A 20,181-nucleotide genomic window follows, 5' to 3' on the forward strand; every position below is an offset into this window, starting at 1 on the left:
TACGGTTTGAACTGATTCTTTAACGGCTTGATTGTCTTGTTCTAAGCCTCTTTTAGTAGCAAGAATGTTTTCATTGATAGCATTTGAGATTTGTCCAAATTCATCATTGCTTTTTACTTCTATAGTAGAAACATTTTTTGTTTTATAGTTGATAAAATCAAAGAATGAAGTTAAACCTGTTTGGATAGCTGCAAGTGGGGAGAGGTATTTTGATACGATGAAATAAAGGAGGATGATGCTAATAGATATCATAACAATTAAGGCTATAACTTGAATAAATGCAGCTTTATAAATAGGTTTATTTATAATATCAGCGCTTTCGGTAATACAAGCTGTATAAGCAAAGACTTTAGTACAAGCTCCAAGTCTTTCTTCATTATTTAACTTATAAGAGAAGAAGTTGTTATCACCATGAGCTTTATATGCATTTAAAACAGGAGAATGGTCTACCGAAGGATCTAATAAAGCTTCGTTGGTTGCTGCAAATATTTTATCTTTATTATCAAAAGCAAAGGTATTGCCTGGAGTTCTAGCAATTTGATCTTGTAAACTAGTTAATAAAACATCAATTCCTAAAACACCAATAAATTTACCATCCTTATAAAGAGCTTTAGAGTAAGTAATGCAGTATTCATTAGTAAAAGCATCAATATAAGCTGGGGTTATATAGATTTGATTACTATTTCTAGCTCCTTTATACCATTCCCTAGTAGTTGCATTATAGTTGTTGGCTTTTCCATTTATAGTTATATTAGTATTTTTTTTCTCGCTTAGATCACTACTCATGATATTTTCACCATTATCTAAACCAATATAAACAGCAAGCAAATTTCCACTATTGCGGTAGTATTTTAATATGACCCCTACATTATTAACTATGTTATCTTGAGAATTTAGTGCTTCATAGGGTAATTTTAATATATCTTTTTCAAGAGTATTAAGCAAAGATATATTTCTGGATCTAAAATCCTCTATAGAAATTTGTGTTGCTTTAAGAAGTTCTGTTTCAGTATAAAGCGTACTTTGATACAAAGAATCTTTTGTAAAGTAAAAGCTAATGATGCTCAAAATACTTAAAGCAAAAATTGCAATTGAATTTGCAATAACAGAAAGTTTTATTTTGATATTATTCATATTTTTCCTTTTAAATTTAATTAATTTTTGTAAAAGAACTTTTAACATTAATTTTATAAAATATAAAATAATGCTAAATTTTCTTAAGAATTATAAATTAAAAAATCTAAATTTTTACTTAAATATAAAAGTGATAAAAAATTTTATTTAGTAAATATTAAATTAATTTATATTTATTATTTTTATTTAAATAAATATCGCTTCGAAAATTCTATGTATTAAGCTTAATATCGTTATAATTTAAAAAATTTATATCGAAGGAAATATTTTGAAAAAAATTCTATTATTTATCTTATCTTTAGGGATATTTTATACTTTCACACAAGCTAAAAATTTAGAGCAAGAACAAAATACTAGTAGCAATTTAGTTAGTGTCAGTATAGCACCTCAAGCATTTTTTGTTAAAAAAATAGCTGCAAATACTCTAGATGTCAATGTTATTTTGCCCCCAAATAGCAATGAGCATAATTTTGAATTTAAACCAAGTACTATGAAAAAACTTGAAAAAAGTGATATTTATTTCACTATAGGCTTAGAATTTGAAAAAGTTTTTACGGATAAATTTAAACAAAATTTTCCAAAACTTCAAGTTGTAAATATGCAAAAAAACATAGCTTTGATTCAAACTCATGATACACACGGACACTCTCATGAGCATGAACACCACGAACATGAGCATTTTGATCCTCATACTTGGCTAGATCCTATTTTAGTCCAAACTATGGCTTTAAATATTTATGACACCTTAATTCAAAAATATCCACAAAATGAAAATTTATATAAAGAAAATTTAGATAAATTTTTAGCAGAATTAGATAGTTTAAATTTACAAATTGCCTCAAAATTAGAAAAATTAAAAAATAGAGAATTTGTAGTTTATCATCCTTCTTGGACATATTTTGCAAAACGCTATAATCTTACGCAAATTCCTGTAGAAATTTTAGGCAAGGAACCAAAAAGCAAAGATTTGCAAAAACTTATCACTCTAATGAAAAATAAAAATTTAAAAATCATTTTTGTTCAAAATGGTTTCCCTGAAAATGCAGCAAAAACACTTGCTAAAGAATGTGATGCAAAAATTTACAAAATAGATCATTTATCTTATGATTGGGAAAATGAGCTTTTAAAAACTGCTGATGCCTTTTCTCATAATTTATAATCAGGTTTTTTGATGCTTTTTTTTGAAATTTCCAATCTAAACTACGCTTATGATAATGAAATCATCTTAAAAAACATCAATCTTAGCTATGACAATAAAGACTTTCTCTCTATCATAGGTCCAAATGGTGCAGGAAAATCAACACTCGTAAAACTTATCTTAGGACTTTTAAAATCCAAAAATGAAATCCATTTCAAAGCTCTTCAAAGAAAAGAAATAGGCTATGTTCCTCAACACACTCTAGCCAATCCTAATTTTTGCCCAAGAGTACTTGAAATCGTTCTTATGGGACTTGTAAGTAAAAAAATTTTTGGTTTTTATGGGAAAAAAGATAAAGAAAAAGCTATGCAAGCTTTAAAAAGTGTAGGAATGGAAAAATTTTGGAACAAAACCATTGATTCTCTAAGCGGAGGACAAAGGCAACGTGTTTTTATCGCAAGAGCCTTAGCTAGTGAATGCAAAATGCTTATTTTAGATGAACCTACCGCAAGCGTTGATAACAAGTCCGCTATACAAATTTTTGAACTTCTAAGCTCCTTGCACCAAAAAGGCATGGGAATTTTACTCATTTGTCACGATATCAACCTTGTATTAGCTTATAGCGATAAAATTGCACATTTAAACAAAGAACTTTTCTTGCATACCAACACTAAAGAAAAAGAAAAAAGTTCATTTTTAAAACATTTATACGAAAACCACTCTCATTTTTGTGATGTAGAAATGAGTTTAAATACTTGTTTTTGCGATGAAGAAAATTGCGATAGTAAAAAACTATGCGAACAAGAATTTACAAGAAGAAATTTGAAAAAAACAGAATTTAAAAAAGAAAATTTTTGTTTAAAATTTTCAAAGGAAAATAATGCTTGAAATTTTAAATTTCACCTTTTTTCAAAACGCTTTACTAGGAGCGATTTTAGTCAGTATAGCTTGTGGGATCATAGGCACTTTGGTGATGATAAATCGCCTTTTTTCTATGGCTGGAGGTATAACACATGGGGCTTTTGGTGGTATAGGTATAGCTTTTTATTTCTCTTTGCCCATTTTATTAAGCACGGGAATATTTACTTTATTTTTGGCTTTTTTAGTAGCTTTTTTAGCTAAACGCTATGAACACAGAAGTGATAGCATTATCGCTGTAATCTGGGCTTTTGGAATGGCTTTTGGGATCATACTTATAGATTTAAGTCCAGGTTATAGCACGGATTTGATGGCTTATCTTTTTGGAAATATTTTAGCAGTAGGAATGCAAGATCTATGGCTGATGGCGATAGTAGATGGGGTGGTGATTGTTTTAATGCTTTTATTTTATAGACAATTTGAAGCTTTAAGCTTTGATGTCGAATTTGCAAAAGTGCGAGGGATAAATACAAGCTTTTTTCATTATCTTTTAATCGCACTTATGGCATTTTGCATAGTGATTTCTATACGCCTTGTGGGGATTATTTTGATCATGGCTTTACTTAGCATACCTAGCTTTATAGCTGAAAATTTTACTAAAAGACTTGGCTTTATCATGATTTTGGCAAGTTTTTTAAGTATGATTTTTTGTGTTTTAGGGCTTATAATAAGCTATTATTTTAATCTCTCAAGCGGTGCTTGTATCATAGCTGTAGCTTGCTTTGGCTTTTTGATACACTTGCTAGCAAAGTTTTTACTAAAAAGGTAAAGGTGCAAAAATCACTTGCACTTTTATATTTGTTTTCAAAGGGCTATTATCATTTAAAAATGCCAAATGCTCATTTGCATTGAATTCTAATTCTTTTATTGTATTTTGCAAACTCATCGTTCTTTCACATAAAGGATAGATCAATTTAATATCATGAATTTTAAATTTACAAGCATAAGCAAACATTTGATACAAATCACTTTGCGCTATGCCATGCTTTTTATCTTCATTGCTATCTGGAATTTTCCACTTGGTATCTAAAATCGTTTCATTTTCTATATACAAATCAGGCTTTAACATAAAGCATTTTTCACCCTTTTTTGAGATCAGGTATTTTCCGCTGCTTTGAGTTTTGATATTTTGAGTCGGATTTGCTTTTTTTAGCATATGAGCTACATAATCTTCAAAAAGTTTTTCCATAGGAAAAAGCAAGGCAAAAGCTTCATTTTTGCCCTTATAAGGTGCAAAAGTTTGATTTTGCAAAAAGATCTTACACCAAGAAAGTAGATTTTCATAATAATCAAAATGTCTTGAAATTTTATAAGTGAAATCTTTTTCATAATTTGTAGAAAATCCCACCTCATCAAACATTTCCAAAGCTTTGATGATTTTAAATTTATGGTGAGTGGTTTTGGATTTTAAAAGATTGAGAGTGGATTTTATAAGGCGATTGGGCGCAATATCGAGCATAAATTCATCACTTTGAGTGAAAAATCTTTCTTTATGAACTAAATTTTGTTTTAAATGTTGGCTAAATTGCAATTTTCCTTTAAGAAAATTTCTATTTTCTTCAATGCTTATATAATCCTTTTTCAAACCCTTTTTATAAACCCCGTCCAATTCGTCCAAAAACATTGCGATAAATACCTCTAGCAAAGGCATTTTAGAAATTTGCAAAGATGAAATTTGGGATTTTTTAAAAGGAGAATTTTTTAAGGTTTTTAGCATATTGATTAAAAGGGTTTTGGGATTGAAAGCAAAATCCTCTCCATAAAAATTCTCACTGGTTTTAGCTTGACTTATTTGATTTAAAATATAATTTTTTAGTAGTTTTTCTTTCGAGATAGTAGATAATTTGCACTCTTTATCTTTATAACCGTCCAAATTTGTACATTTTGGTAAAATTTCTAAAACTCCACTTTTGGTTTGGATAATGCCTACATAATTTTTAGCTGTTAGGGTGTTTTTGTTTTTAAAGCCTAGAAAATTTTCATTATTTTTAGCAAAGTCTTCTAGCTCTTGATAGAATTTTTTAGCCTTTTCTTTGAAAATTCCTTGCAAATCTTCTTTAGAAAAAGCTTGGTGCTCGATGATGGAAAAGGTGTTATTGTTTATCATTTTTTGATTGATTTTCCCCATCATTATAAATAGCTTGATAAGTTTTTATATCGTTCCAAATTTTATTATCAAATGAAGCAATATTATAAATAATCTTCTCGCTATCTACATTGTCCAAATTTTTTATTTTTTGTAGATATTTATCATCTTTTTCACATTTTTCAATCATACCATTATCATTTAAAACTGCGCTAATTAAAGCATAGTCATTGTAAAAATACTCTTGCAAAAGCGGGATGATTTTATTTTGAAAAATACTTTTTAATTTTGAGATACTTAAAACATACCAATCTTCTTCATATTCATCTGGTTTACACCAATTATCTTTATTAAATTTAACAGCTTCACTCATAAAAAATGCGTGTCCTATGGTTTTTTCCCTATCCAATAAAAACTCAATTCTTTTATTTATACTTATTAAAATATTTTGAAGTATCTCTGCAAAACCTTCTGTTTTAGCATCATCTCCTAAATAATCTTCATCTTTATTTGGATTTTCTACATCTTTGCAAATAAAAACATTCTTAAGCAAATCAGGATCAGGCATCATCTCTACAAATTCAAATCTTCTTCTTAAGGCTGTATCAAGAGAAGTGATACTTCTATCAGCTGTATTCATAGTGCCTAGGATATATACATTTTTAGGTACTCCAAATTTTTTACCGCTATAAGGCAAAGTAACTTTTAATTCCTCGCTTTCACCTATCCTTTTACTAGGTTCTATTAAGGTGATAAGCTCACCAAAAATCTTACTTACATTACCACGATTGATTTCATCAATGATGATTATGTAAGAATTTAAAGAATTGCTACTAATTTTATTATCTTCGGTTTTTAATACTGCTTGTTTTTCATACTCTTTAAATTTATTTACCAAATTAAAATAATAAGTATGAGTTCTATCAGCATAATCTCTATCAAATACTTTTTTAAACATTTCAACAGCGCTATTAAATTCAATATTAGATTTTAATAATGTTATAAATGTAGACAAACTTAATTTAAAAATACCATCAAACCTTTCTACATCTTCACTATAAATTTCAATTGTATTATTATTGAAGCTATTGATAAAAAAATTTCCACCTTTTGTTTTGCTAATAGGCTCATTTGTTTCTAAAAGTCGATTTAAAAATTTTTCAACTTTTTCCCGTAGCTTTATCTTTTCTCTCAACTCTTCTGTATTTAAATTGCTATTTTCATAATTTTCCAAAGCCCTATTACATATATCTTTAAAAATTCCATCTTTTATTTCATATTGTATTTCTTGTGAATTTGCTTCATTATTTATCATAGGTTTTATACCCTCGACAAATTCTTCATATCCATAGCTTTGATGAAAAGTTATAAAGACTATTTGTCCATCTTTTACATACTCATCAAACTTAGCTTTTTTCTCATCTCTATCTCTACTTTCTAAATTTTCGCCCAAGATTTCCAAAGCTTTATCTATAGTATGGTAAGTTTTTCCTGTACCTGGAGGCCCATAAAGAATTTGATTTAAGGATAGATTTTTGTTTTCTTTTTTATTTGACATTTCGCTTCCATCATTTCTTATTTCTTTATTATTACTTTTAGATAAATCATTTCTATCTTGAATTTCATTTAATGGCAACTTTGCAAACCATTGCATATTTTCAATAATCTTATCAATAATCAAATCAATATCATTATTTAAATTTTTATAATCATAAGTTTTTTTATTAAATTGCGTATTATAATCATCAACTTTATTTTTTGCCAAGTAATTAATTGTCTTGTCTTCACTTTCTCCAATGCAAACAATAATTTCTCCATTTTCTCTTTTTATACCACAATATACATAAATACCGTAAGAAGCTTTATATTCTTGAGTATCTGTTCTTATAAATATGATCCATGGGATTTTAGATATAGTTCCTTTTCCATAGCTTAATTTAACGCAAAAACCATAATTTTTTAAAAAATCAAAATTAACTATTTCATCTTTAGAGGACAACTTATCACTATTATAAGCATTGTGAAAAAAATCAATTAAATACTCTTTAAACTTTTTTCTATCTTCATTTAAAAATTCAATCATAAACTTTCCTTTCAATCCACAATCGCAAAAAATTTACAATTTTTATAATATTTACGAAATTTTTCTCTATCTTTATTCATATTTTTTATATAAGTAAAGATAGGAGTTTTCCACCTATAACCTTGACTTTTTGTATGAAATTCATCTATTAATTTATCATCTTGATAAACATACACGCTCATACCACCATTTTTCACAACTGCTTCTTTAAATTCATCCTCATCTTTTGGAAAATAATAATACACATTACCATTTTGATCTGCCTTACTTATTTTCCAATCACATTTATTTTCTAACATTGCATGCCTTTTGATTTTTTGTTTTTATTTTAATTATATAAAAAAATCTAAATTTTTACCATTGTATGAAGGTTCTAGCTTTTTTTATATCATTAAAATTTATAGTAGTTTTTTCTTTATTTTCTAAATTTTCTAAAGTGATATTTTCATCATCTACAGCAATGATTTTTGCTTCGAATTTTTCTTTTTCATTGGTTGTGATCTTCACAAGTTCACCTATACTTTTAGCAAAGTGTTCTATCTTGCTAAGTTTTCTTTCAAGTCCTGGTGAAGATACTTCTAAAAAATACTCCCCATTTACAGGTGGCTCTACATCAAAAATAGGCGATAAAATTTCACTAAGCCTTGCACAATCATCAAGATTTACCCCGCCTTCTTTTTGCACATAAATTCTATAAATTTTTCTGCCATTTTCACTTACTAGCTCATCATCATAAAAGCTAAGCTCTGCTTCTTTGCAAAGGGCTTCAAGATTCATTTTTATCCTTTTTTATTTTTTCAAAAAGTGCATCCATATGGTTTTGATACTCAAGCCTATCATCAAATTTAAAATGAAAATTCGGACACCTATACCAACCCTGCTCACTCATGCAGTAATTTTGCAAAGCTCTACTTGCCTTTTTTAAAGAAGATAAAATTTTTTCTTGCTCATGAACATTAAAAAACATCTTATCAAGATACACAAAAGCATCATATCTGCCTTTTTTACACTCTACATCCACTACACACAAATTTTTCAAATTTTCATCATCTAAATTTGCTAAAGCTTCAGGGATTAGCTCTTTTAAGATACTTTCAGTGCGTAGTTTTTTAATCTCATTTGGGTTCATAGACTTGCTTGTTCCTCTACTTCTTTATAGCTTTCTATATAATCACCCACTCTCATATCATCGCACCCTTCTATACCTACGCCACATTCATAGCCTTTTGCCACTTCTTTAGCATCATCTTTAAAGCGTTTAAGTGAGCTTACATTTCCCTCATAAACCACAACTCCATCACGGATAAGGCGAATTTTAGCCCCACGGTTAATCACCCCTTCGGTTACCATACAACCTGCAATTTGTCCGATTTTTGGCACATTGATCACTTGTCTAATCTCTGCTTGTCCTAATTGCTCTTCAGAAATAATCGGGCTCATCATACCACCAAGCAAGGCTTTTACATCATCTAAAAGATTATAAATCACATTATAGGTTTTAATTTCTACGCCTTTATCTTTAGCACGCTCTTTAACTTCCCCTGTTGGGCGTATGTTAAAACCTAGTACTATAGAGTTTTCACTCGCACTTGCAAGCTCTATATCACTTTGCGTGATTCCTCCTACCCCACTATGAATGATATTCACTTTAATCTCATCATTTCTAAGTTTTTCTAAACTTGCTTTTAAGGCTTCTAAAGATCCTTGCACATCAGCTTTTAAAATAACAGGCAAGGCTTTTAGATTGCCTTCTTTGATCTTAGCTCCAAGCTCATCAATGCTAACTTTAGTAGATTTGCTAAGTTCTTTTTGGCGGTTGTATTCGTGGCGTTTATTAGCGTATTCTCTTGCTTCTTTATCGGTTTTTACTGCAATTAAAATTTCACCTGCATCTGCTACTTCACTAAGTCCTACGATAACCCCACATTCGCCTGGTTTGATTTCTTTTAAGGCTTTACCTTGATCATCACTCATCGCACGTACTTTTCCATAAGCCTCGCCTGCAACCACAGTACTTCCTACAGTAAGTGTTCCATTTTGCACGATGATAGTAGCTACCGCACCACGCCCTTTTTGCACAGAACTTTCTATAATGCTTGCTTTAGCAAAACTTTTTGGATTGGCTTTAAGTTCTAAAATATCAGCTTGTAAAAGCACAATTTCAAGTAAATCTTCAATCCCCATTCCTGTTTTAGCAGAAACTCCTACAAATTCATAAGATCCGCCCCATTCTACTGGCATGATTTCCATTTCGGCAAGTTGAGTTTTTACCATATCGGGATTTGCTGCTTCTTTATCCATTTTGTTAATAGCGATAATAATAGGCACACCTGCTGCTTTAGCATGATTTATCGCTTCTTTGGTTTGTGGTTTTACCCCATCATCTGCGGCTACAACGATGATTACAATATCAGTGATACTTGCACCCCTTGCACGCATAGCAGTAAAAGCTTCGTGACCTGGAGTATCGATAAAAGTAATTTTACGCCCGTTTTTTTCTACCATATAAGCACCCACGTGTTGGGTAATACCCCCTGCTTCTCCACTTGCAACGCGTGATTTTCTGATATAATCTAACAAAGAAGTTTTACCATGATCAACATGCCCCATGATGGTAATCACAGGCGCTCTAGTCACTAAATCTTTTTCATCAGTCTCTTCTTCATAGTCTTTTACATAATCAAACTCATCAGCCTCGTTAATGATATTGATCTCTATACCAAATTCAGCAGCCAAAATTTCAATCGCATCTTCATCCAAGAAATCATTTTTTGTTGTCATCATTCCAAGCATGAAAAGTTTTGAAATCACTTCACTAGTGCTTTTTCCTATCTTATCAGCGAATTCATACACACGAATTTCTTTAGAAATAGCAACGCTACCTACTTCTTCTACTTCCTTTTTTTCAATCTTTTTAGATGGTTTTTTACGACTTCTTCTTTGAATTCCACCTTCAAGCCCAAAACCCGCAGAATTTCCAACAGCTTGTCTTATAAAATTAGGTTGTTTTTTATTGATATTTTGTGGTTTTTCTTGTTCTTTTACACTAAAATCAGGTAATACTACCTCATCTTCATCATCTAAAGAAATATCACCAAAATCATGTTCATCTAAAAAATTCATTTTTTCGGTACTTTCTTTTTTACTCGCAACAAAAGATTTTTTTTCTTTTTTCTTTTTCTTTAAACTCTCATCAGCATTTGAAAACATAGTTTTTAAACTTAAGCGCTCTTCATTATTGATAGATATATCATTTGAATTTTTTACTTCTTCTTTTTTAACTTGAATTTCTTCTTCGTCTTTTTTCTTTTTAACAATAACAAGTCCGCGTCTTTTGGCTAAAGTTGCACTAGCAAGGCTTTGTGGCTTATGAGCATCAATAATTTCTTGTTTTTCTTCCTCTTTTGCATTTTCTTTTTCAATTTTTAATTCTTCTTTTTTAACTTCTTGTTTAAGCTTTTCTTCTTTTTTAGGTTCTTTTTTTTCAGATTCATTTAGCTTTTCTTGTTCTTTTATATTTTCTTTTTTAGGCTTTTTTGCCGTAGGAGTTTTGATATTTTTCTTAAAAGCTTCTGGAATTTCTCTTGTTTGTATATACTCATAAATAGCTGCCGCAATCTCAGGTTCTACAGCATTTGATGCTGTTTTAATTCCAAGTCCTAATTCATTTGCCTTTTCAATAATTTCCTTACTATCATAACCTAATTCTTTTGCGATTTCATGAATTCTAATCTTTGCCATTTAAAAATATCTCCTTAAGTCCTTGCTGAGTAATTTTAGTATTTAAATTTTTACATATTTTAGAAAATGCTTTTTGTAAGACTTTATCTTCTCTCTCAATACAATTTTGACATAAATATCCGCTTCTTCCATGTTCTGCTTTAGGCACAATATCTCCTAAAACAACTTTAAATCTAAATAACATATTTTGCTCAAAGCGGTTTTTACACACTATGCACATTCTAATTGGTATATGTTTTTTCAAAATTATATCTTTTTTTTATATTTTTTAGCAAATTTCAAAGCCATTATCATCAAATTCTAAATATTGCACACGAAAATCTTTAAATTTTGTTTGTATTTTCTTTGCCAAAGCTAAAGCGTCATCTTTAAAAGCTAAAGAAAAAAAGCTCGATCCCGAACCTGAAAGTGTGCTCATTAAAGCTTTATTTTCTAAGGCAAATTTTTGCACTTCAAAAAGCTCGGGTAAATTTTTCATACGATTGATTTCATGGAGCTTATCTTGACTTGCAAATTTTAAAAATTCATATTTTTTCTCCAAAAAACAAGCGGTTAAAAATGAAGCATGAGAAAGGTTGAAAACCGCATCATTAAAACTTAAATTTTTGGCCAAAGCTTGGCGTGATTGTTCCGTGCTCATTGCCAAATTTGGGATCACAACCACAGCAGCTAAATCTTTATCAATCTCTTTTTTGATACTATAAACTTTATTTTTTTCAACCAAAGAACACACAAAACCACCAAGAGTAGCTGGAGCGATATTATCTGGATGGTTTTCATAAATTAAAGCTTCATCTAAAATACGTTCTTTTTCTACCTTAAATCCACTCATATAATAAGCACTGGCAATAGCTCCAACAATCACAGCTGAAGAGCTTCCTAATCCTCTTGAAAGAGGAATGTTATTTTGAAAAATAAAACGAAAATTATCTTTTTTTCCGCTTAGTTTTTCATAAATTTCATAAAAAATATTTACAAATATATTGTTTTTTTTAAGAAAAATATTATCACTTCCCTCGCCTCCAATACTAATGCTAAAAACACCTGATTTTTGGATTTGAGTTTCATTAAAAAGCTTTAAACTAAGTCCTAAACAATCAAAACCTGGCCCTAAATTCGCACTCGTAGCTGGAACTAAAATTTTCAAATTTCATCCTAAATTGCATCTAAAAAATAAAAGGGAAGATTATCATTATTTAGTTTAAGCTCTTGTAAATTTTTTGGTAAAAAAAACTCTGCTGGGATATTTTGCTCTAAACAAATTTCACCTTCCTTATATACAAAACAAAAATTTTTATTTGCACTTATGGGTTTATAGCCATTTAATTCAAAAGCACTCACCGCAAATAAAGGAATATTTTTTACTATACTTAAAGTACTCAAACTTACATAAGAAATTTTAATCCCCATATAAGAACCTGGACCATTAGCATAGATTAAACTTGTAAAATCATATTCTTTAAGCAATTCATCTAAAATTTTTGGTAAAAATTCGCTTGCTTTTTCTTCACTTTTATAAGTTTTTATAAGTTTATCATCTTGATAAATTCCGATCATTAAAGGCTTAGATAAAGTATTAAGTAAAAGAGAAGTTTTTATGCAAATACCTTTTCATAAGCTTTTTGGGTTGTTTTTTCAAGGTTTACAATTTCATAAGCATCTTTATCTTTTAAAACTTCTTTAGTAAGTAAATGATTTAAATGATGACTCCCAGCATATGAAGTATAATCCCCAAAAACACGATATCCAAGTAAGGTTAAATCTCCAATTGCATCTAAAATTTTATGTCTTACAAACTCATCTTTGAAACGCAAACCTTCAGGATTTAAAATACGATTTTCATCTACTACTATAGTATTTTCTAAACTTCCACCTAGTGCTAAATTCATACTCCTAAGAGCTTGAACATCTTTTAAAAAACCAAAAGTCCTAGCCCTTGCTATGTTTTCTATATAATTTTTTTTGCTGAATTCAAAATTGTAACTTTGTTCACCTATAACAGCATTGTCAAATTTAATTGTGTAATTAATACGGGGTTCTTTAGTAGGAGTTAAACGCACAAATTTATTACCATCTCTTACTTCTATAGGCTTTTTAATTACCATAATTTTTTTAGGCACATCAAGTTCTTTTACCCCTGCTTCATCAAGCATCATACAAAAACTAATACTTGATCCATCCATAACAGGAGCTTCATTTGCATTTAAAACAATGCGTACATTATCGATTCCATAAGCATTAATCGCACTCATTAAATGCTCTATTGTAGAAATAAACCCTCTTTCATCTCCTAAAACAGTTGCCATTTGAGTATTGATCACATTTTCAGGACTTGCCTTATAGCTTGCATTAAGATCACTTCTAAAAAATACTATACCACTATTTGCTTCTAAAGGCTCTAAAGTAATTTCTATGGGTTCACCCTTATGAAGTCCTATACCTACGCCTTTGACAGTTTTTGCTAAAGTTAATTGTTTCATTAATTTTTTCCTAAAATTATCTTTTTACCATCATTTAAAACATTGTAAATATTATTTTCTATCCATTTTTTATCTTGCCATTGTTCAGGACGCGTTTCAACCCCTTGAACCAAAACTCCAAAATGCAAATGATCGCCTAAGGCTAAACCACTTGTTCCTGTTTTGCCTATAATGCTTTGTTTATTAATCATTTCATCTAAATCAACATTTTTAGAAGAACAGTGCCCATAAAGACTATATACTCCAAAACCATGATAAACAATTAAATTTAAACCATAAATTCCATTTTCAGCAGCAAAAACAACCTTGCCTGCGTTATTACTTATGATAGGAGCTTGTGCTACGCTTGCTAGATCAAGCCCCATATGATAAGAATCACTCACAAATTGCCCATTATAAGAATAATACCTATGATCAGCAAAATCCGCTACTTTCATACCATTTTTAAGAGGTAAAAATAAATTCAAATCAAAATTATCAATTTTTTCCTCAGGTACTTTTGAAGTGATTTCATGGATAAGTTTTTCATTGCTATTTCTTAAAGTTTCATTGACAAACTTAAATTTTTCATAACGATTGAGATTATTATCTTTTGGAGCGTACTGATTTGCTAAATTCTCAATCTTTCCATCTAAAAATTTATCCGTTAGATTGATATTTGAAACACGATATTTACGATTAACAAAATAATACCTTATACGTTCTTTTGAAATATTGCCTGCTTTATCCGTAGCGATAACAAATGCACGAAATTCCTCATCTCTTGCATCCCAAGCAATCAAAGCCGCATAATATCCTTCTTTTACATAAGGTGTGGCTTTAAAGATTTTACCTTTATTTGTTTCTATATACACCTTATCTAAATTAGCATCATCAGCCTTAAAAACAACTGCCCCAGCACCACCTTGCTCGATTTGGTAAGAATTGCTTATGATATTGATTTTTGGAGCCGTATTATCTACTAATACCGCAATTTGTTTTCTTGCTTCATTGCCACTAAAAAAATTCCAAAAACTAGAATCTTTAGCTATCACCTCCAAAACAAAAGATTTTACATTTTCTTTGTAACCAAATTTTGGCAAAGCAACTTGTAAGGTAATATCTTTTAAATTAGAAATCTTTTCATCTGCTATAACCATTGCACTAGTATTGTCGTCTTTATGCAATATAATTTGTACGTTTTTGATAGAACTTTCATCATCTTTAATATGCACTAAAATAGGTTTTTTAAGATCAGTATATACAACATCTGGCATTAAAATTTGAGGAGGATTTTTTTCAAAAATACTTAATCTTGAAATAAAAAAAATCAAAATTGCTATTAAAACTAAAATTAAAACAGATAAATAAGTTTTGCCTTTTCTTTTTGCCATAACCTTCCTTAAAAATTTTCAATGTTTTTGTTGCTTTTAATATAAATTCTATTATATTTTCAGTAAATATCTAGCAAATTTATAAAATTTCTCTTAGGGTATTAGCCTGTTTCATCCATTCTCTTAATTCATCGTTTTTGTCTAATTGTATCATTTGTTTACATCTCTCTAATTCTTGTTGAAAAAAATCAATAGAACTTAATAAGTTATCTTTATTTTGTAAAAAAATACTTTCCCACATTTGTGGCGATGATTTGGCAATTCTGCTCATACCTTTAAAAGATCCTCCGGCTAAATGAACAATATTTCTTTTATCTTCTTCCTTCATTACAAAATTTGCCAAAGAAAAACTTATAACATGAGGCAAATGAGAAATAATAGCAGCATGATGATCATGGGCTTTACTATCCATAAAAACAATTTTCATCCCTAAATGAGAAAAAATTTCTACCGCTCTTTTTTGATGTAAATCATCAGCTATTTCACTATCACAAAGAACACAAACTGCATCTTTATAAAGCTCTTTAAAAGCTGCTTTTGGACCTGAATTTTCAGTTCCTGTCATAGGATGAGCAAAAAGAGTTTGTTTGATTAAATTCTTAGGCAAACTTTCTATAATTTTTCTTTTTGTACTTCCAAGCTCTATAATTGTTACATTAGAAGGCAAATCAACTAACTTTTGTAAAATTTCTATAATAGCATCAACAGGAGTTGCGACAAAAATCATATCACATAAAGCTAAATCTTTAAATTCTATAAGCTCATGAATAAGACCTAATTGCAGGGCATCTTTTTCATTTTCTTTGCTTAAATCCATACCATAAACACAAGAAATAAGCTTATTTTCTTTCAAACAAAGCCCTAAAGATCCACCCATAAGCCCAAGCCCTATAATTGCTATTTTCATACTTTCTACCTTAGTTTTTTTGTTAAATTTTTTTTGCTATTATACAGCTTTTAATAAAGCTTTAGGTAAAAAATCAATGAAAAAACATCTTATTAGTATTTGTGCTTTAGTTGCTATGGCCAATGCAGCAACCATTAAAGATATTAAATTTATCGGATTAAATCATTTATCGAACACAAGCGCTATAAATATCGCGGGGCTTAAAATAGGCGAGGAAATAAATCCTGCAAAAATCAACACTGCTATTCTTAATCTTTATAAACAAAATTATTTCGAAAATATTGCAGTAGAAAACAACAATGGAATTTTGGAAATTATAGTTACTGAAAAACCAACTATAGCAAAGGTTAGTATAACAGGTATAGCTTCCAATGATAGAAAACAAGTTGAAAGTATTTTAGGGATTAAAAGAGGTACACTACTTGATGAAGGAAGTATAAAAGAAGCTATTGAACGCATTAAAGCTTATTATGAAGCAAAAAGTTATTTTGATACTATTGTAGAATACAAAAAAAAGACTTTAGAAAATACTGATGGACTAGAGCTTGAATTTATAGTAAATCGTGGCGAAAATATCATTATTGATAATGTTCATTTAAGTGGAGCCAAGAAATTTTCATATTCTGATATAGAACCTGCTGTTGTTAACAAAGAAAAAGAATTTATGGGATGGATGTGGGGACGCAATGATGGAAAATTAAAAGTTTTTGAACTTAGTAACGATAGTTCAAGAATTGCTGATGAATATATGAAAAAAGGATATTTAGATGTTCAAGTATCCTCCCCTTATCTTAAAACCTACACAGATACTTATCAAGCAAATTTGACTTATTTTATCAAAGAAGGAAAACCTTATAAAATTAAAAGTATAAGCATAGAAAATCCTTTATTTGATGATAAGCAAAATGCACAAACCGTAAAAGATTTAAGATCAAGCGCTGGCAAAACTATCAATATCGAAGACATTAGAAAAGATGTTAAAACCATAGAAACACAAAGTGCTGATTTGGGTTATGCGTTTGTAGAAGTCTATCCTGATATTCAAAAAAATGATCAAACTCAAGAAGCCACCGTTGTATTTAAAGTAGTCCCTCACGATAAAGTTTATATAAGAAATGTTATTATTTCAGGAAATTCACGCACCGTAGATCGCGTCATACGCCGAGAATTATATATAACAGAAGGTAATTTATACAATAGAACAGACTTAAGCGAGTCAAAAAATGCTTTAAAAAGAACTTCTTATTTTGACGATGTAAATATCAAAGAAGAAAAAGTTGATGATACACATATTGATTTGATTGTTGATGTTAAAGAAGCTTCTACAGGAGCTATTTCTGGAGGCATTGGCTATGGATCAAGCGATGGTATTTTGCTTAACGCTTCTTTATCGGATACAAATATCTTTGGTTCAGGAATAAAAAGCTCTGTAAGCGTAGATAAAAGCGATGATACTTTATCGGGAAGGATTAGTCTCGTAAATCCACGCGTTCTTGATAGTCAATATAGTCTGGGTGGAACACTTTATTCAAATGACTATGAATGGGATAATTATTCAGAAAAAAATTACGGCTTTGATATAACAGTTGGACGCCAATTTGCAAGATACTATAATGTAAGCTTAACTTATAATCTTGAACAAAGCGATATATATCACTTAAGTCCAACTCTTTTAAGAACAGGATATGAACTTGGCAAAAGTATTAAAAGCTCTATAACTCCAGCAATCACCTTTAACGATACAGATGATTATTATCTGCCACGATCAGGTATTATTGCTTCAACTAGTTTAGAATACGCTGGACTTGGCGGAGATCAAGAATTTATTTCATCAAGCTCTAAATTTAACTTTTATCAAGGTTTGCAAGACTATATAGGATATGATCTTATTTATCGCTATAAAGCGAGTTTTTATAAAGTATGGGATGAAGGTTATTTACCAATTAACCAAAGAATTTATTTAGGTGGTATTAGATCGATACGCGGTTTTGAAAGCAGAACAGTAAGTCCTAAAAATCAATGGGGAGATGAAATAGGCGGAACCATAGCTTTTGCCAATTCCGTAGAACTTAGTTTTCCTTTGATTGATAGAATCAAACTTCGTGGTAGCGTGTTTTTTGATTATGGTATGATAGGGCGTAAAAATTTAGATGAAATAAAAAGAATGAGTACAGGTATAGGCATTGAATGGATTACACCTATTGGACCTTTACAACTTGTATTTGCCAAACCTCTTAATGATAAAAAAGGTGATGATACTAATAGTTTTGAATTTAATCTTGGAACACGCTTTTAATGAAAGAATTTTTAGATGCTTGCTTGAATGCAAATTTGCAAATACGCAAGTATCTAAACAATATCCCACAAAATGATCTTAAACTTTGCTCTAAATTAGGCTATGATAAAAATCAAGGCTATGAGCTTGACTTAAAATGTGAACAAATTTTCATAAAATATCTTAGTTGTTTTGGACAAATTTTTTCTGAAGAAAGCGGATTGATCGGAAAAGCTAGCCCAAAACAAATGATTCTTGATCCTTTGGATGGAAGTTCAAATTTTGTTTCTAAAATACCATTTTATGGAACTTCTATAGCTCTTATGGAAAAAGATCAGGCAAAAAGCGCTTTTGTTTGCAATCTTGTCAGTCAAGAAATTTTTGCTTTTAATAACAAACAAGCTTTTAAATCCAATCTTTCCGATCCAAAATACTCACCCTTAACACCTAATCTATTTTCTAAAATAGGTATAGTTGAAAAAATTTCACTTTATCCAGAACTTCTCGATTTTTTAACAAAAAATCAATTAAAATTTCGCTCTTTGGGTGCAACAGCCTTAAGTCTTGCTTATGCTTCGTATTTTAGTTTTGTATTAATTCTTGGAAAAACACGAATTTTTGATACAGCAGCTGCTTTAGCAATTCATCAAAATTTATATATAGAAAAAAATGAAAATTTCCTTCTCCTAAGCCAAGACAAAAAAATTTTTGATATAATCTTAGAATTTTTAAAAAATAATTAGGTGAATATATGAATTTTGCAGATATTTTTTCAAAAATAAGAAGACAACAACCTAGCGTTAAAGAAGCGCCAAATCACTGGGTAAAGTGCCAAAGTTGTCATGCTTTGATGTATTATAAAGAAATAGAATCTTGTTTTAATGTTTGTCCTAAATGCAATTATCACATGAGAATTTCAGCTGATGAACGTATTAAACTTTTAAGCGATGAAGGCAGTTTTATTGAGTATGATGCAAATTTAGAAGCTATAGATCCTTTAAAATTTGTTGATAGCAAATCCTATAAAAAACGCCTTAGCGAAGGTGAAAGTAAAACAGGTAGAAAAAGTTCTGTCATCAGTGGAGAATGTGAAATCAATGGTTTAAAAACCCAACTTGTTGTATTTGATTTTTCTTTTATGGGCGGATCTTTAGGTTCTGTTGAAGGAGAAAAAATTGTTAGAGCTATACAAAGAGCTATCACAAGCAAAACTTCTCTTGTCATCGTAAGTGCAAGCGGTGGAGCTAGAATGCAAGAAAGTACTTATTCTTTGATGCAAATGAGCAAAACTAGTGCTGCACTTAAACTTCTTAGCAAAGAAAAACTTCCTTATATTAGCATTTTAACCGATCCTACTATGGGTGGAGTAAGTGCTTCTTTTGCTTGGCTTGGAGATTTAATCATCGCTGAACCTGAAGCTTTAGTAGGTTTTGCTGGTGCAAGAGTTATTAAACAAACTATAGGAGCAGATTTACCTGAAGGTTTTCAAAAAGCAGAGTTCTTGTTAGAACATGGACTTATAGATGCCATAGTTGAAAGAGGAGAACAAAAACAATATCTTAGCGATGTACTAAAATTTTTTAGTGGAAAATAATTTGCAAGTTAATATCTTTTGTATTCAAAAAAGTGATGAATTTAAAACTTGGAGTGAGAAATACTCTAAATTCATCTCCAAATACGCCACTTTAAAAGAAATAAATGTTTTTAATAAAAAAATAGCCTTAGCTCAAAATTTAAATGCCATAGAAGCAAAAAAAAGCTATGAAGAAGCTTTTATGCCTTATAAAAAAGGCTATTGTATCGCTCTTGATGAAAGAGGAAAAGAACTTACAAGTATAGAATTTGCAAAACTCATCCAAGATAAAAATGAATTAAGTTTTTTTATAGGCGGTGCTTATGGTTTAAGAGAAGAATTTAATCAAAGTTTGGATTTTAGACTATCATTAAGCAAACTTACTTTAGCACATCAATTTGTTAAAACCTTACTTTTAGAACAAATTTATCGTGCATTTTGCATCAACAACAATCACCCTTATCACAAATAGA

General features: G+C 29.9%; 20 protein-coding genes. 7 read left to right on the plus strand and 13 right to left on the minus strand.

Annotation, left to right across the window (positions count from 1 at the left end):
- A partial coding sequence (locus AJ889_RS00165) for a cache domain-containing protein (protein ID WP_222545708.1) occupies window positions 1-1,134 on the minus strand: 1,134 nt, incomplete at its 3' end.
- 268 nt (window positions 1,135-1,402) lie between these two features.
- Here AJ889_RS00165 and AJ889_RS00170 point away from each other — a divergent pair.
- Genes AJ889_RS00170 through AJ889_RS00180 form a run of 3 tightly spaced genes read left to right on the plus strand, consistent with a single transcriptional unit; the run spans window position 1,403 to window position 3,959 of the window.
- Complete coding sequence (locus AJ889_RS00170) at window positions 1,403-2,293, plus strand: metal ABC transporter solute-binding protein, Zn/Mn family (RefSeq protein ID WP_069360470.1); 891 nt, start codon at window positions 1,403-1,405, stop codon at window positions 2,291-2,293.
- Window positions 2,294-2,305: 12 nt separating this feature from the next.
- Window positions 2,306-3,160 (plus strand): ABC transporter ATP-binding protein, encoded by an 855-nt coding sequence (locus tag AJ889_RS00175; RefSeq protein ID WP_002872247.1) that lies wholly within the window; start codon window positions 2,306-2,308, stop codon window positions 3,158-3,160.
- The gene (locus AJ889_RS00180) at window positions 3,153-3,959 is read left to right on the plus strand and encodes a metal ABC transporter permease (protein ID WP_070293178.1); all 807 of its coding nucleotides are present in this window, start codon (window positions 3,153-3,155) and stop codon (window positions 3,957-3,959) included. The genes AJ889_RS00175 and AJ889_RS00180 overlap by 8 nt, the downstream gene beginning before the upstream one ends.
- On the opposite strand, the gene AJ889_RS00185 is transcribed toward AJ889_RS00180, so the two are convergent.
- The 12 genes from AJ889_RS00185 to AJ889_RS00240 form a co-directional block, all read right to left on the minus strand.
- Window positions 3,948-5,321 carry an McrC family protein gene (locus AJ889_RS00185; protein ID WP_002803980.1) on the minus strand — a complete coding sequence of 458 codons (1,374 nt, stop codon included), beginning with the start codon at window positions 5,319-5,321 and terminating at the stop codon, window positions 3,948-3,950. The genes AJ889_RS00180 and AJ889_RS00185 overlap by 12 nt on opposite strands.
- Window positions 5,284-7,359: an McrB family protein gene (locus tag AJ889_RS00190; protein ID WP_032582546.1), complete on the minus strand. Its 2,076-nt coding sequence runs from the start codon at window positions 7,357-7,359 to the stop codon at window positions 5,284-5,286. The genes AJ889_RS00185 and AJ889_RS00190 overlap by 38 nt, the downstream gene beginning before the upstream one ends.
- Before the next feature lie 11 nt (window positions 7,360-7,370).
- Window positions 7,371-7,658, minus strand: a complete 288-nt coding sequence (locus AJ889_RS00195; protein WP_032582549.1) for a hypothetical protein — start codon at window positions 7,656-7,658, stop codon at window positions 7,371-7,373.
- 55 nt (window positions 7,659-7,713) lie between these two features.
- Window positions 7,714-8,136 (minus strand): ribosome maturation factor RimP, encoded by a 423-nt coding sequence (rimP, locus tag AJ889_RS00200; protein ID WP_002872131.1) that lies wholly within the window; start codon window positions 8,134-8,136, stop codon window positions 7,714-7,716.
- Window positions 8,126-8,488 (minus strand): 30S ribosome-binding factor RbfA, encoded by a 363-nt coding sequence (gene rbfA, locus AJ889_RS00205; protein ID WP_002868935.1) that lies wholly within the window; start codon window positions 8,486-8,488, stop codon window positions 8,126-8,128. Before rbfA ends, rimP begins: the two co-directional genes overlap by 11 nt.
- On the minus strand, window positions 8,485-11,100 hold the full coding sequence (infB, locus tag AJ889_RS00210; protein WP_002867809.1) for a translation initiation factor IF-2: 2,616 nt from the start codon (window positions 11,098-11,100) through the stop codon (window positions 8,485-8,487). The genes rbfA and infB overlap by 4 nt, the downstream gene beginning before the upstream one ends.
- Window positions 11,087-11,344, minus strand: coding sequence for a DUF448 domain-containing protein (locus AJ889_RS00215; RefSeq protein WP_002859353.1), 258 nt, complete (start codon window positions 11,342-11,344; stop codon window positions 11,087-11,089). The genes infB and AJ889_RS00215 overlap by 14 nt, the downstream gene beginning before the upstream one ends.
- Window positions 11,345-11,368: 24 nt before the next feature.
- On the minus strand, window positions 11,369-12,247 hold the full coding sequence (gene thrB / locus AJ889_RS00220; protein WP_002851909.1) for a homoserine kinase: 879 nt from the start codon (window positions 12,245-12,247) through the stop codon (window positions 11,369-11,371).
- Window positions 12,248-12,255: 8 nt separating this feature from the next.
- Complete coding sequence (locus AJ889_RS00225) at window positions 12,256-12,657, minus strand: tRNA (adenosine(37)-N6)-threonylcarbamoyltransferase complex dimerization subunit type 1 TsaB (protein ID WP_002851789.1); 402 nt, start codon at window positions 12,655-12,657, stop codon at window positions 12,256-12,258.
- Window positions 12,658-12,695: 38 nt separating this feature from the next.
- Entirely contained in the window at window positions 12,696-13,580 is an 885-nt protein-coding gene (lpxC, locus tag AJ889_RS00230; RefSeq protein WP_052803228.1) for a UDP-3-O-acyl-N-acetylglucosamine deacetylase, read from the minus strand.
- Window positions 13,580-14,953: a M23 family metallopeptidase gene (locus AJ889_RS00235; protein ID WP_002858680.1), complete on the minus strand. Its 1,374-nt coding sequence runs from the start codon at window positions 14,951-14,953 to the stop codon at window positions 13,580-13,582. Before AJ889_RS00235 ends, lpxC begins: the two co-directional genes overlap by 1 nt.
- Window positions 14,954-15,032: 79 nt before the next feature.
- On the minus strand, window positions 15,033-15,860 hold the full coding sequence (locus AJ889_RS00240; protein WP_002851653.1) for a prephenate dehydrogenase: 828 nt from the start codon (window positions 15,858-15,860) through the stop codon (window positions 15,033-15,035).
- A gap of 76 nt (window positions 15,861-15,936) precedes the next feature.
- Between AJ889_RS00240 and bamA the strand changes: the two genes are divergently transcribed.
- From bamA to AJ889_RS00260, 4 genes are read left to right on the plus strand one after another with little or no spacing between them, the layout of a single operon-like run.
- Window positions 15,937-18,156: an outer membrane protein assembly factor BamA gene (bamA, locus tag AJ889_RS00245; RefSeq protein ID WP_052854894.1), complete on the plus strand. Its 2,220-nt coding sequence runs from the start codon at window positions 15,937-15,939 to the stop codon at window positions 18,154-18,156.
- On the plus strand, window positions 18,156-18,878 hold the full coding sequence (locus AJ889_RS00250) for an inositol monophosphatase family protein (RefSeq protein WP_002851687.1): 723 nt from the start codon (window positions 18,156-18,158) through the stop codon (window positions 18,876-18,878). The genes bamA and AJ889_RS00250 overlap by 1 nt, the downstream gene beginning before the upstream one ends.
- Window positions 18,879-18,886: 8 nt before the next feature.
- A complete protein-coding gene (accD, locus tag AJ889_RS00255; protein WP_002851791.1) occupies window positions 18,887-19,729 on the plus strand; it encodes an acetyl-CoA carboxylase, carboxyltransferase subunit beta in 843 nt (280 codons plus the stop codon).
- 1 nt (window position 19,730) lies between these two features.
- A complete protein-coding gene (locus AJ889_RS00260; protein WP_002935260.1) occupies window positions 19,731-20,180 on the plus strand; it encodes a 23S rRNA (pseudouridine(1915)-N(3))-methyltransferase RlmH in 450 nt (149 codons plus the stop codon).
- Window position 20,181 lies beyond the last annotated feature (1 nt).

The sequence above is a fragment of the Campylobacter sp. BCW_6468 genome (assembly GCF_001762865.1).
In the GTDB taxonomy this organism is placed as follows: Bacteria; Campylobacterota; Campylobacteria; order Campylobacterales; family Campylobacteraceae; genus Campylobacter_D; species Campylobacter_D jejuni.

Excerpts from the sequence above, each read along its gene's own strand:
- AJ889_RS00175 (WP_002872247.1), top strand. The coding sequence starts at position 2,306 with ATGCTTTTTTTTGAAATTTCCAATCTAAACTACGCTTATGATAATGAA.
- AJ889_RS00180 (WP_070293178.1), top strand. The coding sequence starts at position 3,153 with ATGCTTGAAATTTTAAATTTCACCTTTTTTCAAAACGCTTTACTAGGA.
- AJ889_RS00185 (WP_002803980.1), bottom strand. The coding sequence starts at position 5,321 with ATGATGGGGAAAATCAATCAAAAAATGATAAACAATAACACCTTTTCC.
- AJ889_RS00190 (WP_032582546.1), bottom strand. The coding sequence starts at position 7,359 with ATGATTGAATTTTTAAATGAAGATAGAAAAAAGTTTAAAGAGTATTTA.
- AJ889_RS00195 (WP_032582549.1), bottom strand. The coding sequence starts at position 7,658 with ATGTTAGAAAATAAATGTGATTGGAAAATAAGTAAGGCAGATCAAAAT.
- rimP (WP_002872131.1), bottom strand. The coding sequence starts at position 8,136 with ATGAATCTTGAAGCCCTTTGCAAAGAAGCAGAGCTTAGCTTTTATGAT.
- rbfA (WP_002868935.1), bottom strand. The coding sequence starts at position 8,488 with ATGAACCCAAATGAGATTAAAAAACTACGCACTGAAAGTATCTTAAAA.
- infB (WP_002867809.1), bottom strand. The coding sequence starts at position 11,100 with ATGGCAAAGATTAGAATTCATGAAATCGCAAAAGAATTAGGTTATGAT.
- AJ889_RS00225 (WP_002851789.1), bottom strand. The coding sequence starts at position 12,657 with ATGATCGGAATTTATCAAGATGATAAACTTATAAAAACTTATAAAAGT.
- lpxC (WP_052803228.1), bottom strand. The coding sequence starts at position 13,580 with ATGAAACAATTAACTTTAGCAAAAACTGTCAAAGGCGTAGGTATAGGA.
- AJ889_RS00235 (WP_002858680.1), bottom strand. The coding sequence starts at position 14,953 with ATGGCAAAAAGAAAAGGCAAAACTTATTTATCTGTTTTAATTTTAGTT.
- AJ889_RS00240 (WP_002851653.1), bottom strand. The coding sequence starts at position 15,860 with ATGAAAATAGCAATTATAGGGCTTGGGCTTATGGGTGGATCTTTAGGG.
- bamA (WP_052854894.1), top strand. The coding sequence starts at position 15,937 with ATGAAAAAACATCTTATTAGTATTTGTGCTTTAGTTGCTATGGCCAAT.
- AJ889_RS00250 (WP_002851687.1), top strand. The coding sequence starts at position 18,156 with ATGAAAGAATTTTTAGATGCTTGCTTGAATGCAAATTTGCAAATACGC.
- accD (WP_002851791.1), top strand. The coding sequence starts at position 18,887 with ATGAATTTTGCAGATATTTTTTCAAAAATAAGAAGACAACAACCTAGC.